This is a genomic window from Actinocorallia aurea, from assembly GCF_054783995.1.
The window spans coordinates 111,055-124,426 of record NZ_BAAGPQ010000027.1; the positions used below are offsets into that span (position 1 = coordinate 111,055).

At 70.2% G+C, this 13,372-nt stretch carries 12 protein-coding genes; 10 read left to right on the top strand and 2 right to left on the bottom strand.

Translation table 11 applies throughout. From position 1 onward, the window contains the following. Nucleotides 1-140: 140 nt before the first annotated feature. The 3 genes from ACYVOM_RS30000 to ACYVOM_RS30010 all read left to right on the top strand — a co-directional run bounded on the left by ACYVOM_RS30000 (nt 141) and on the right by ACYVOM_RS30010 (nt 2,734). On the top strand, nt 141-1,202 hold the full coding sequence (locus ACYVOM_RS30000) for a hypothetical protein (RefSeq protein ID WP_460306900.1): 1,062 nt from the start codon (nt 141-143) through the stop codon (nt 1,200-1,202). A gap of 160 nt (nt 1,203-1,362) precedes the next feature. Next, complete coding sequence (locus tag ACYVOM_RS30005; protein ID WP_460306901.1) at nt 1,363-2,232, top strand: hypothetical protein; 870 nt, start codon at nt 1,363-1,365, stop codon at nt 2,230-2,232. A gap of 76 nt (nt 2,233-2,308) precedes the next feature. Continuing rightward, a complete protein-coding gene (locus ACYVOM_RS30010) occupies nt 2,309-2,734 on the top strand; it encodes a CBS domain-containing protein (RefSeq protein ID WP_460306902.1) in 426 nt (141 codons plus the stop codon). A 126-nt stretch (nt 2,735-2,860) separates the two neighbouring features. Here the strand turns inward: ACYVOM_RS30010 and ACYVOM_RS30015 are convergent, their stop codons facing one another. Then, nucleotides 2,861-3,763, bottom strand: a complete 903-nt coding sequence (locus ACYVOM_RS30015) for a metal-dependent hydrolase (RefSeq protein ID WP_460306903.1) — start codon at nt 3,761-3,763, stop codon at nt 2,861-2,863. Between the two features lie 127 nt (nt 3,764-3,890). Continuing rightward, nucleotides 3,891-5,411 carry a peptide MFS transporter gene (locus ACYVOM_RS30020; protein ID WP_460306904.1) on the bottom strand — a complete coding sequence of 507 codons (1,521 nt, stop codon included), beginning with the start codon at nt 5,409-5,411 and terminating at the stop codon, nt 3,891-3,893. Between the two features lie 215 nt (nt 5,412-5,626). Between ACYVOM_RS30020 and ACYVOM_RS30025 the strand changes: the two genes are divergently transcribed. From ACYVOM_RS30025 to ACYVOM_RS30055, 7 genes are all read left to right on the top strand, one after another. After that, a complete protein-coding gene (locus ACYVOM_RS30025; RefSeq protein ID WP_460306905.1) occupies nt 5,627-7,462 on the top strand; it encodes an AMP-dependent synthetase/ligase in 1,836 nt (611 codons plus the stop codon). A 130-nt stretch (nt 7,463-7,592) separates the two neighbouring features. Next, nucleotides 7,593-8,351: a hypothetical protein gene (locus ACYVOM_RS30030; RefSeq protein ID WP_460306906.1), complete on the top strand. Its 759-nt coding sequence runs from the start codon at nt 7,593-7,595 to the stop codon at nt 8,349-8,351. 137 nt (nt 8,352-8,488) lie between these two features. Next, nucleotides 8,489-8,794 (top strand): GlsB/YeaQ/YmgE family stress response membrane protein, encoded by a 306-nt coding sequence (locus tag ACYVOM_RS30035; protein WP_460306907.1) that lies wholly within the window; start codon nt 8,489-8,491, stop codon nt 8,792-8,794. Between the two features lie 95 nt (nt 8,795-8,889). Further along, on the top strand, nt 8,890-9,546 hold the full coding sequence (locus tag ACYVOM_RS30040; RefSeq protein ID WP_460306908.1) for a VC0807 family protein: 657 nt from the start codon (nt 8,890-8,892) through the stop codon (nt 9,544-9,546). Between the two features lie 179 nt (nt 9,547-9,725). Further along, nucleotides 9,726-10,961: a L,D-transpeptidase gene (locus ACYVOM_RS30045; RefSeq protein WP_460306909.1), complete on the top strand. Its 1,236-nt coding sequence runs from the start codon at nt 9,726-9,728 to the stop codon at nt 10,959-10,961. Nucleotides 10,962-10,998: 37 nt separating this feature from the next. After that, a complete protein-coding gene (locus tag ACYVOM_RS30050; protein WP_460306910.1) occupies nt 10,999-12,321 on the top strand; it encodes a L,D-transpeptidase in 1,323 nt (440 codons plus the stop codon). Between the two features lie 69 nt (nt 12,322-12,390). After that, entirely contained in the window at nt 12,391-13,356 is a 966-nt protein-coding gene (locus tag ACYVOM_RS30055) for a GNAT family N-acetyltransferase (protein WP_460306911.1), read from the top strand. Nucleotides 13,357-13,372: the final 16 nt, after the last annotated feature.

Sequence of the window (13,372 nt, forward strand, 5' to 3'; positions counted from 1 at the left end):
TAGGTTCTATTCTGGTCACACCCGGTGAAACTTCGCAGGTGAGAGCGGGAAGGGGGTCGGTGTGGCGGTGTTCGTCTGTCGGCCCTTTCTCGGGATGGCCGGGGTCGGTTGAGCGGGGACGGCCTCTGCGGTCGATCGCTGTGCCGTTCGTGGTGGGGGCGGCTCAGGGTGTGTCGGTTCGTGATCGGCTCAAGCACCTGACGGCCGAGGACGAGCGGGTGCTGCGTCTGGTCGGCGAGCACCTCGGCCGGCTGGCGTCCCTGGACCTCAAAGCCCGGTGCGCCGACGGGCTGGGGCACGCTGCGGGCAGGTGGGCGGTCCGCAACCAGGCACTCACCGCCGTCTCGTCGTCGCGGTGGGCCGGGAGCATCACCAAGGCCAGCCAGGATCAGTGGGCGTTGTCGCGGCGTTGCCAGAGCGCGTACATCCAGGGCCTTGAAGCCGGTGTCGCGACCCTGTCGCATCGCCTGTCCCAGCCGGTCGGGGCCAAGGGCAGCGGTCGTGTGCAGGGAGGGTACCGGTCGAAGGGCGGCGACCGCATCGAAGCAAACCGGGCGGTTGCTTACCGGATTCATCTCGGTGTGGCGCGGGGCCGCTGGTATGTGACCGCGTCCTGGACCCGGCCCGCCGTCACCGTGGTTCCGCTGGAGACGGCCCGCGCCGCCGGGATGGTGGGTGTCGATACGGACGCCGACCACTTCGCCGCTGCGCAGACCCGTGAGAAGCACGGCCGCAAGAGGCGTTTCCGGCAGATCATCTCCAGGATGCCGACCGGCAGGGTCAAGGCCCGGCTGGTGCCCACGGCCGCCGAACACGGCCTCGCGATCGTGGCGGTCGACCCGGCGTACAACTCGATGTGGGGCGATGCACATTGGCGCAAACCCCTCACCAGCAAGACCAGAAGAATGTCCCGTCACGATGCCGCGAGCGTCGCGATCGGGCGACGCGCTCTCGGATACCCGATCCGGCGACGGACGGCACCGCCCCGTACCGAACGGAGCGATCGGTACGGGCATCGGACCGTCCGGGCCGGACCAGGTGTACGGGGGCATGAGGAACCCCGTCCACCCGCCACGGAGCGCGCACATGATGGGTGTTGCCGGGCGGGCTCGGCGAACGCGGAAGACCAGCGCATCCAGCACCGTTCGGGATGCGCGCGGTACCGGGAGACGGCACCAGATGCCACTCCTGGACACGGTTAAGGAACGGTCTGTCTCATGACTGCCCACAGTCTTTCACCGAACCCCGCACCTCCGCGCCCCGGGAGCCGTCCCGGCCGGGATCGGTGCCCGCTGGGGTCTTCCGCCCGGGTGCCCTTGCTGTCAAGCTTCCTGGGTGACCGTGTGGGGGGAGGAGCGGCCCATGAGCGGGAGCCGTCGGGACGGTGACGAGGCCGCCCTGGACTCCCTGGTGGTACTGGTGGCGGAGAGCCTCGGCTACTCGTGCACCAGGGTGCCCGGTGACGTCATGCTGCTGGAGGGCACCGGGCGGCTGCACGTCGGGATGCGCAATCTGCGGCAGCTCGCGCGGCTGGTGCCGCGCGACGACTGGCCCGCGGTCGTCGCCGACCACGTCACCACGATCGTCACGGCGGTCGAGGAACCCCTGGACCTCAGCGACTTCACCCTGGCCCGGCATCTGCTGCGCACCCGCGTCTACCCGGCCGAGGCCGACAACGGGGTCCTCGCGGCCCGGCCGTTCGCGCCGGGCCTGATCGAGGTGGTGGTCGTGGACACCCCGACGACGGTCCGGACCGTCACCCGCGAGGAGACGCAGGAGTGGGGGGTCCCGGCGGCCGAGCTGTTCGCGCTGGGCCGCGACGGGGTCCACTCCGACGGACCGCTCCAGTGCGAGGAGCAGGAGACGGGCGGGGTGCCCGTCCGGGTGCTGCACGGCTGGACGTTCTACGCGGCGACCCACCTCGCCTGGCTTGAGGAGTACCTGGAGCTGGGCCCGCGCGGCGCGCTGGTCGTCGCGCCGAACCGCAGCACGATCATCGCGTTCCCGCTCGGCGACGCGGTGGGCCCGGACGCGGCGGTGCGGGCGGCGGCCGTCCTCGCCGACCAGGCGCGGGCCGGGTACGAGGAGGGGCCCGGCTCGCTCAGCGACGCCCTGTTCTGGTGGCGCGACGGCGATCTCGCCCTGCTGGAGACCCGCGGCGACGGACCGGGCCTGGTGCTGCCCCGGGAGTTCCTCGCGGTGATGGCCGGGGCACGGAGTCCCCGGGACTGAGTAAAGGCGTCCCCGGGGGCCCTATCGGACGCGGCCGGAAAATGCGACCGTGTTCGCGAGGGGAGGCTGCCGAGCGATGCGCATCTCTGACATTCTCCGCCGGAAAGGCCACGAAGTGGCCACGGTGGCACCGGACACGACGGTACGGGACATGCTCGCGGTACTGGCCGAGCAGAACATAGGCGCGGTGGTCGTGGTGGCGGACGGCGTGATCGCCGGCATCGCCTCCGAACGCGACGTCGTCCGCCGCCTGCACGACAGGGGCCCCGCGCTCCTGGACGCCCAGGTCGGGTCGATCATGACGCGCGAGGTCCGCACCTGCGCCCCGAACGACCACATCGAATGGCTCCGCCCGGTCATGACCGAGCACCGCATCCGCCACGTCCCCGTCGTCGAAGACACCCGCCTCATCGGCATCGTCAGCATCGGCGACGTGGTCAAGAGCGCCATCGACCAACTGGAAACCGAACGAGAAGCCCTCGTCGCCTACGTGCAGAGCTGAACCGCGCTGCCGGAGACGGGTCCGAAGTGGGCCGCGCATCGCGCAACCGTCACGCCGCGGCGATCAGACACAGCCCAGGGGTCTCAAGCGCCCGATCACGCGCCGCCGGAGGCGGCGCGATTCGACTCAGTACGGGTTGTAGCCGGCGGCCTGGGCTGCGGGGGAGCGGAGGAGGTAGTCGAGGGCCTGGGGGGTGCTGCCCACGCGGGAGGGGTGGTGGCCCGGCTTGAGGTAGACGAGGCCTTCCAGGACGAGGAGGCGGAAGAGGCTGGGGACGAGGTTGGCCTTGGCGGCGCGGCGGTACTCGCGGTACATCCAGCGGAGCGTGGGCTTGCGGCCGAGGGACGGGTCGCGTTCCAGGAGGAACTTCGCGCCGCCGATGAGCGCCCAGTACAGGAAGGCCAGGGAGACGAGCCAGCCCGCGGCGCGCGTGAGGTAGCCGCCGCCGACGGACTTGTAGACGTCGAAGACGACGGAGCGGTGCTCGACCTCCTCAGCGCCGTGCCAGCGCAGAAGGTCGAGCATCGTGGGGTCGACGCCCGCCTTGTCGAGGTCGTCGTTGTCGAGGATCCACTGGCCGAGGACCGCGGTGTAGTGCTCGATCGCGGAGACGGCGGCGAGTTCGAACTTCAGCATGCGGCGGTAGGCGCGCGGGGAGAGCTTGGCCCGCTCCTCGCGCCGGGTCGCGTTGCCCTGCTCGCCCATCTCGGTGATCTTGCGGTGGTCGATGCCGTGGGTGTCGAGGAGTTCGGTGAGGAAGCTGCCGTGCGCGCGGGCGTGCACCATCTCCTGGCCGATGAACCCCTTGATCTCCTCCAGCAGCACCTCGTCGGTGATGCGCGGCTTGGCGTCCTGGACGCACTGGATGAACCAGCGCTCGCCCTCGGGCAGCACCAGGTGGAAGGAGTTGATCATGTGGGTGGCGACGGGATTACCGGGGATCCAGTGCAGCGGCGTCTTCGTCCAGTCGAAGGACACGCGGCGCGCCTTGATCGGCGGGTGGCGCTCATCGACCTCGAAGGCGGGCATGCGGTCCTCCAGCAAGGGGTCACACGGGTCACGGCAGACTCCGCACTATGCCGAACCGTACCGCCCGGGACCACTGCGGATCATGACAACCTGGGCGGGCGATCCGCGCCTCGCATGACAATTTCCCTCAGTCCGTCGACTTCCCCAGGTGCTCGGCCGCCGGGTGCAGGCCCGCGCCGGGGTGCTCGTTCATGGCCCGGCGCAGCTTCGGCACGCACAGGAACAGCACGATCCCGACGGCCACCGCGAACAGCCCGGACCACAGGAAGTACACGGGGCTGGTGCCGCCGTTGGACAGCCGGGCGACCTGCCCGCCGATGGAGTCGCCGACGGACACCGCGAGGAACCACACGCCCATCATCTGCGAGCTGAACATCGCGGGCGCGAGCCGGGTCGTCACCGACAGGCCGACGGGGCTGAGGCACAGCTCGCCGCAGGTCTGCATGAGGTAGACCAGCACCAGCCAGAGGATGGACACCTTGACGCCGGTCGAGGCGACGGAGGCCGCGGCGGACATGGCGACGAAGCTGAGCCCGGCGAGGACGAGCGCGACGGCGAACTTCAGCGGGGTGCTGACCCGGTCGCCGAGTTTCACCCACAGGGCGGCGAAGACGGGCGCCAGGACGATGATGAAGATCGGGTTGATGTTCTGGGTCCAGCTCGACGGCATCTCCCAGCCGAGGATGTTCAGGTTCGTGGACGTCGCGGCGAACGTCGTCAGGGTGGTCGCGGCCTGGTCGAAGATCATCCAGAACACCGCGGCGGCGGCGAACAGCGCGAGGTAGACCTTCATCCGGCTCTTCTCGTCGGCGGTCAGGCCGTGGTCCCCGAGCAGGATGTAGCAGAAGTACCCGACCGGGACAGCGACCGCGACGACGGTGAGGAACACCGTCGCCGCGTCAAGGGTGAGAAATCCGGCGAAGGCGGCGACCACCGCGAGCACGGCCAGCGCGAGCAGGGCGAGCCCGACGTACTTCAGCGCCCGGTTCCGCTCGTGCGGCGTCAGCGGATGGGTCGGCCGCGCGCCGATCCCGCGCAGCCCCCGGCCGCCCGCGACGTACTGCACGATGCCGAGGAACATGCCGACGGCCGCGCACGCGAACCCCAGGTGGTAGTTGACGTTCTGGCCTAGCCAGCCGACGACGAACGGGGCGAGCGAGCCGATGTTGATGCCCATGTAGAAGAGGGAGAAGCCGGCGTCGCGGTGCGCCTCGTCCTTGTCGTCGTACAGGTGGCCGACCATCGTGGAGATGTTCGGCTTGAGCAGGCCCGTTCCGGCGACGATGAGGGCGAGGCCGAGGTAGATCCAGCCGGCCCAGCCGGGGATCGCCATGGAGAGGTGCCCGATCATGATGATGACCGCGCCGACGAGGACGGCCCGCTGCGGGCCGAGGATGCGGTCGGCGACCCAGCCGCCGGGCAGGGCCGCGAGGTAGACCATCGCGTTGTAGACGCCGACGACGGCCGCCGCGGTGCCGGTGCTCAGGCCGAGGCCGCCGTCGATGATGGCGGTGGACAGGAACAGCGCGAGGATCGCGCGCATCCCGTAGAAGCTGAAGCGCTCCCACAGCTCGGTCATGAACAGGGTGGCGAGGGGTCTCGGGTGTCCGAAGAACGTCTTCTCGCGCGGCTGGTCTGTCGACGTCACGCCCGGTGCGTACCCTTGGTGATCCTTCGTGACGACCGGTGCCCGGCAAGTGTTGGGCAATGGGCGTGCGCCCTGTCGGGGGCGACACCGGGTGGGCATCCGGACACGATCGGGCGCGAATCAGGAAACGGGTCTTGTCTGTCGGGGGCCGTCCGTGGTCCGATAGACGCTCTCCCCATGCATAAGTGAAGATTTACAACGGAGGCGCGCCACCCATGAGCACCACCACGGCCATCCAGGAGGAGCGGGCCGCGTTCGACGCTCAGATCGCCGGCCGGACGATCCCCACGGTCCTGCGCGAGACCGCCGCCAAGCACGGCGACCTGCCCGCCTACACCGACCTCGGCGGCGCCACCCTCACCTGGGGGGACGTCCGGGACCGCGCGCTGAAGATCGCGGCGGGCTACACCGCGCTCGGCCTCCAGCAGGGCGAGGTCGTCGCCCTCATGCTGTCGAACCGCACGGAGCACATCCTCGCCGACCTCGGCGCCGTGCACGCGGGCGGCGTGCCCAGCACCGTCTACGCGACCCTCGCGCCCGACCAGGTGCAGTTCGTCGCGGAGAACTCCGCCGCCGCCTTCGCGGTCCTGGAGGGCGCCGACCAGCTCGCGCGCTGGCAGCCGGTCATCGACCGCCTGCCCAAGCTGCGCAAGGTCATCGTCCTCAACGACGTGCCCGAAGGCGACCTCTACATCTCGTGGGCCGACTTCCTCGCCCAGGGCGAGAGCTCCTACGCCGCGGACCCCCAGGCCGTCGAGGACCGCGCCGCCGCCGTCAAGGACACCGACACCCTGACGCTGCTGTACACCTCGGGCACCACGGGCAACCCCAAGGGCGTGCTCATCACGCACCGCATGGCGCTGTACGAGGCCCTGTGCTCGGAGGAGACCGCCAACCTCCCCGCGCACAACGTGGGCGTCTCCTACCTGCCGTTCGCGCACATCGCGGACCGCGTCATCTCCTACTACCTCGCCCTCTACCGGGCCGGGCACGTCCACTTCTGCCCCGACCCGACCCAGCTCACCGCGAAGCTGCGCGAGGTCCGCCCGAACGGCTTCTTCGGCGTTCCGCGGATCTGGGAGAAGATCATGGCGGGCATCCAGGCCGTCCTGTCCATGGAGACCGACGAGGCCAAGAAGGCCGGCATCGAGGGCGCCATGGCCGTCGGCCGGGAGTACATGGCGGCCCGCGAGTTCGGCGGCACGCCCACGCCCGAGCTCGAGGCGAAGTTCAAGGCCGTCGACGAGGCGGTGCTGTCGCAGATCCGGGCGCTGCTCGGCCTCGACCGCGTCGTCCACGCGATGAGCGCCGCCGCCCCGCTGCCGATCGAGGTCGCCCGCTTCTTCTCCGGGCTCGGCCTGGCCATCCTCGACGTCTACGGCATGACCGAGACGACGGGTGCGGCCACCGCCAACACCACGGCGGCCTTCAAGCTCGGCACCGTCGGCCGCGCCTTCCCCGGCGTCGAGCTGAAGCTCGCCGAGGACGGCGAGGTCCTGTTCCGCGCGACCACCTGCACCCCGGGCTACCTGAACCGCCCGGACGCGACCGCCGACCTGTACGACGCCGACGGCTGGCTGGCCACCGGCGACATCGGCGTCCTCGACGAGGACGGCTTCCTGTCCATCGTCGACCGTAAGAAGGAGCTGCTCATCACCGCCGGCGGCGAGAACATCGCCCCGTCGCTGATCGAGAACCACCTCAAGGAGCACCCGCTCATCGGGCAGGCCCTGGCCTTCGGCGACCGCAAGCCGTTCGTCACCGCGCTGCTCACCCTCGACGGCGAGGTCGCGCCGGTGTGGGCGCAGGCCCACGGCATCGAGGACACCTCGCTGGCGGCCCTCGCCAAGCACCCGCTGGTGCTGGAGGAGGTCGGCAAGGCCGTCGAGGACGCCAACACCCGCCTCGCCCGCGTCCAGCAGGTGAAGAAGTGGGTGCTGCTGGAGAACGAGTGGACCGCCGAGACCGAGGAGCTGACGCCCACGCTGAAGCTCAAGCGGCGCGTCATCCACGACAAGTACACCGGCGAGATCGACGCCCTCTACACCTGATCCTCAGGGGATCTTTACCCCGTCCGCCGGAGGCGGACGGGGGTGTGCGGCTAGCGTTCGGCGGCGGGACCGGCCCCCTCCTCTGCGGGGGGTCTTCGGGGGTCCCGCCGTCGAGACGACTGGAGCCTTCTTGTTCTCCGCCGCTTTGCTCTCCGCCGCACCGGCGTCCGCCCGCATCACCGCCGCGGCGCTGCTGGCCCTTCCCCTCGGCTTCGCCCTCCCGGCCGAAGCGTCCGCCCGCCGGGTCGCCGAGATCGAGGCGATAGCGGTGACGCCGGAGGAGCCGGTGCTCTACGACACCCGGACCACCACGCTCACCGCCCGGATCCGGACGACCGGGGCGTCCTCGTTGACCGTCACCTTCAATCCGGAGGACGCGATGCGGGAGAAGGTCGACGCGGTGCGCCTCAGCACTTCGGGGGGCGTCCAGCAGTGGGAGGCGTCCATCACGCTCGACCGCGGCCGCAAGACGGGTCTGTGGGACATCCGAGTCAACGCCTGGGACGGTGTGGCGGGCACGACCGTGCGCAGCACCCAGGTCTACGTGCGCCGCGAGACCCGCTTCACCCGTTTCGACGCGGGTCCTGAGCCCGTCCGGCACGGCAGGAGGCTCCGTCTGGACGGCCGGGTGACCCGCCTCGACCCGCTCCTCACCGCGCCCGAAGGCATGGTCCGCTACGCGGGTGCCCGAGTCCGGCTCTACTTCAGCTCCGGCGTCCAGGAGCCTCGCACGTGGCGGCACGTCGCCGACGCCACGACCGACTCCCTCGGCCGCTTCAGCCGCGTCGTCTACGCCCGCAAGACCGGCTACTGGCGCGCCGGCCTCACCGGCACCCCTGACTACGCCCCCGCCTACTCCTGGCCCGACCACGTCCGCATGGCGCGCTAGCCCGCTCGGGCGCGTCCGCTCCCCTCAGCGGGCGGGGTTGCGTGTGTTTTCGGTCAGCACTTCGCCGGATTCGTGTTGTTCTGCCAGGTCAGGGGTAACTCCGACCTTGAGAACACCGCACCGGAAGGAAGCGCCCAATGACCGTCACGGGCATCATCAGCGCCATCATCTTCGGCGCCATCATCGGAGCCCTGGGACGGCTCATCGTCCCGGGCAAGCAGAACATGCCCATCTGGCTCACGGTGCTCGTCGGCATCGTGGCGGCCTTCGCCGGAACGGGCCTGGCCCGGCTGCTCAACGTGGCGACCCACGGCTTCAACTTCTGGGAGCTGCTCTTCCAGATCGTCATCGCCGCGATCGCCGTCTTCATCGTCTCGGCCCTGTGGCCCAAGGGCGGTGCGGGCACGACGGGGACGGGCCGTCCCGGTGGCACCTTGAGATGAGCCGGGAAGCCACGAACAACGGCAAAACAGCCCAGAACGCCGCCGAGTCCGCGTAGCGTGGACGTTTTCACACGCGCGGACTCGGGGGCGTTCGGATGAGCGGTCAGCACACGCACGGGTTCACGCTGCCTCCGTTCGGGCAGATGCTGCGGCACGCCGCGCCCCGGTTCACCGAAGGGGTGCTCGCGCCCGTCGCGGTCTTCTACCTCGCACTGCTGGCCCTGGGGCAGACCGGGGCGGTCTTCGTGGCCGTCGGCTGGGTCTTCGCCGCCATCGCCTGGCGCGCCGTCCGGCGGCAGCCGGTGCCCGGCACCCTCTTCCTCGCCGCCATCGGCGTCTGCGCCCGTGCCGCGCTCGCCTTCGGCACCGGCGACCCCCGCCTGTTCTTCCTCCAGCCGACCCTCGGCACCCTGGCCGTCGGCGCGGTCTTCCTCTGCTCGGTCCCGTTGGGCCGCCCCATGGCCCAGAAGGTCGCCACCGACCTCGTGCCCCTCCCGCCCGAGTTCCTGGCGCACGCCGGCGTCCGCCGCTTCTTCCTGCGCATCTCCCTGCTGTGGGCCCTGGTCTTCTTCACCAACGCCCTCTTCAGCCTCTGGCTCCTCTTCCACGAGTCCCTGGAGACCTTCCTCCTCCTGCGCACCTCCGTCGTCGCCCTCCTGTGGATCGCCGCCGCGGCCGTCACCCTCATCGGCTTCCGGCGCGCCATGACCCTCGCCACAGCGCGTCCGCCGCACGACCCCGCGATGGCCTGAGCAGCCGTCGGTCTGGGCTTTGCCGGGGAATGACCCAGGGCAACGATCCGTTATCGAACTCCGGACGGGCCCGAACCTTATGGCTACCTCACCCGTCTTAGCCGTTAATGTCTCTCGTACGTGCCTTTGATCGCCGTGGGTCAGGGGATCGCGTGCGGGGCCGGAGTCGGAGGTGGGGCGTGCGGGACCTGCGGGGGTCGCGGATCGCGGGAGTGGCGGGCCTTGCGGCCGCGGCGCTGCTCGCGGCGGGGTGCAGTGCGGACAAGATCATCGGGAAAGAGGCCGAGCCGCCGGTCGTGACGATCACCCCGGCCGACGGGACGGGCGAGGTGAAGCCCGAGGACGGCGTCACCGTCAAGGCCGCCGACGGCAAGCTCACGAGCGTCAAGGTCACGCTCAAGGGCAAGGAGGTCAAGGGCGGGCTGTCCGGCGACGGCACCACCTGGACGTCCGAGCGCGCCCTGGTGCCGAACGCCTCCTACACCGTCGAGGCCACGGCCACCGGTGAGGAGTCCAAGACCACCACCGCGACCAGCACGTTCAAGACGCTGAAGCCGAAGGACACCTTCGGGCTCCAGGCGAACATCCCCCTGTCGGGCTGGGAGGTCGGCGTGGGGATGCCGATCCTCATCACCTTCACCGACGACATCCAGGACAAGAAGGCGGTCGAGGGCTCGCTGCGGATCACCAGCGACGAGCCGGTGAAGGGCGCCTGGTACTGGTACACCGACAACCAGGTGATCTTCCGCGGCGAGGACTACTGGGAGCCCCACCAGAAGGTCAAGGTCACGGGGACCCTCGCCGGGGTGAAGTCCGACAAGGACACTTACGGCACCAAGGACTTCGAGATCAACTTCAAGGTCGGCTCGGCCAACATCAGCAAGGTGAACACCGACACCCACCGGATGACCGTCTCGATCGACGGCGAGAAGGTGCGCGACGTCGGCATCAGCGCGGGCAACGAGACGGCCTACAAGTACACGACGACGAGCGGCGTCCACGTCACCCAGGAGAAGGAGAACCCGGTCAAGATGACCGCGCCGGGTCTCAAGCCGGGTGACTCGGGCTACTACGAGGAGATCGTCGACCACGCGGTGCGCATCTCCAACAGCGGCGAGTACGTGCACTCCGCGCCGTGGTCGGTCGGCTCCCAGGGCAGCGCCAACGTGAGTCACGGTTGCATCAACGCTTCGCCCGAGTTCGCGCGATGGTACTACGACCAGTCAAAGTGGGGCGATATCGTCACCATCACGGGTACGGACCGCGAACTCGAGTACGACAACGGCTACGGCTACTGGCAGAAGTCGTGGAAGGACTGGGTTCTCGGCAGCGCCTTCGACGCGCCCGTGACGACCGACGGCTCGGCCCCCGGAGCCGCCGCCGAGACCCCGGCGGCCACGCCCACCGCCCCCTGACCCCGAAACTACGACACCCCGCGGAGAGCACGACCCCATGACCCGCCGTACGACCCCCGCCCTGATCGGAGCGGCCGCTCTGCTGCTCACCGCCGCGTGCTCCGGGGACCCCGTCAAGGAGCAGGCCGAGAGCAAGCCGGTCGTGCCCCAGGTGACGATCACGCCCACCGACGGGACGGGGAAGGTCAAGCCCGACAGCAGGATCACGGTGACCGTCGTCGACGGGACCCTCGACACGGTCACCGCGAAGGTCGGCAAGAAGAGCGTCGAGGGCGAGCTGTCCGCCGACGGGAAGACCTGGACCTCCACGGCCAACCTCAAGCCCGCCGCGACCTACTCGATCACCGCGACGGCGGCGGGCGGCGAGGCCCCCGTCAGCGCGACGAGCACGTTCAAGACGCTCAAGCCGAAGGCCACGTTCGGGATCTCCGACATCATCCCGCAGGCCGGCGAGACCGTCGGCGTGGGCATGCCGATCACCGTCACCTTCGACCGGGACATCGACGACAAGAAGTCGGTGGAGAAGGCGCTCAAGGTCTACTCCGAGAAGCCCGCGGTCGGCGCCTGGTACTGGACCGCCGACAACCAGGCGATCTTCCGGACCAAGAACGACGCCTACTGGAAGGCGAACCAGGACATCAGGTTCGAGGCCGACCTGACCGGCGTGAAGGCAGGCTCCGGGGTCTACGGCACCGCCGACAAGACCCAGAAGTGGAAGATCGGCGCTTCCATGATCAGCACGGTCGACACCAAGAAGAAGTACATCACCGTCGTCCGCAACGGCAAGAAGGTCAAGCACGAGCCGATCAGCGCCGGCAAGGGCGGCGGGCCGGTCCGCGGCGGGGTCGACACCTTCGTGACGACCAGTGGCACGCACCTGACGATGACGGCGAGCCGGCTGGAGGTCATGACGTCCGAGTGGATGGGCGTCGACCCGAAGGACACCAAGAACGGCGGCTACGAGGAGAAGATCCCGTTCGCCGTCCGGATCTCCAACTCCGGCGAGTACGTCCACTCGATGGCGTCCCGGGTGTGGGCCATGGGCCGGTACAACCTCAGCCACGGCTGCGTGAACTCCCCGCCGGCCTTCGCCGAGTGGTTCTACAACAACTTCCAGCGCGGCGACGTCGTGGAGATCACCGGCACGAACCGCCGGGTGGAGTGGAACAACGGCTGGTCGTACTACGAGATGCCGTGGAAGCAGTGGGTCAAGGGCGGCGCCCTCGACAAGGAGATCACCACGGGCCCCTTCGACGCCGACCAGCCCGCCCCGACGGGCACCCCGTCCGCCCCGGCGGGCACGCCCACCGCGCCCGCCACCACCGCGCCCGCGGCCACCGCGCCGGCGACGGCCGGGTGAGACCCGCGACACCGAACCACATCGTCCTTGCGGGCGCATCCACCGCCGAAATCCGGTAGAACTCCGGAGATGGACATCCGCGAGCTGGACATCCGCGAGCTGGACGCCCCGGAGGACGCCGACCTCGACGCCTGGCACAGCCTCGTCTCGGCCGCGCACCTGCACGACCTCCCGGGCGACCCCGCCCCGGAGCCCGCCCAGACCATAGGGCGGATCTTCGGCGGGGGCGCCCGGCGCCTGTGGGCGGTGCCGCACGGCGACGGGTTCGGCGCGGTGGCGTCGGTGTGGCTGCCGGGCGATCCGGCGTTGCGGGCGGCGGAGATCGACCTCCACGTGCTGCCTGAGCTGCGGCGCCGGGGCATCGGCAGCAGGCTGCTCGCCCTGGCCGCCGCGGCGGCGCGGGCCGACGGCCGCTCGGCGGCGCTGGCCCAGGCGCTGGCCGGGACCCCCGCGGTGCCCTTCCTGGAGCGGCACGGCTTCCGCTGCCTGCTCACCACCCGCAGCATGGTGCTGCGCCCCGCCGAGACCGACGTGTCCGCGCACGCCGCGCTGAACCCCGAGGGCTATCGGCTGGTCCGCTGGACGGGCCCGGTGCCCGACCACCTCGCCGTCCAGTTCGCCCTGGCCAAGAGCGCCATGGCCGACCACGACGAGGGCGACTCGGCCTGGACCGCCGACGTGGTCCGCGAGACCGCCGACAACGTCGCCAAGCGCGGCGACGACCTGTACACGGTCGCGGCCCTGCACGGCCCCCGGATCGCCGGTTTCACCGAGGTCGTCGTGCCGGGCGACGCCCCCGAACGCGCGTTCCAGTACGACACCGCGGTGGTGCCCGAGCACCGCGGCCGCAGGATAGGACTGTGGGTCAAGGCGGCAATGCTCGACTGGCTGGCCGACGAGCGGCCCGAGGTCGCCGAGATCGAGACCGACAACGCGGGCGACAACGCCCACATGCTCGCCGTCAACGAGGCCCTCGGCTACCGCCCGCTGCGCGAGTTCCGCGAGTACCTGGCCCAGGCCGCCGACCTTCCTTGAGGCCTTCTGTGACAGG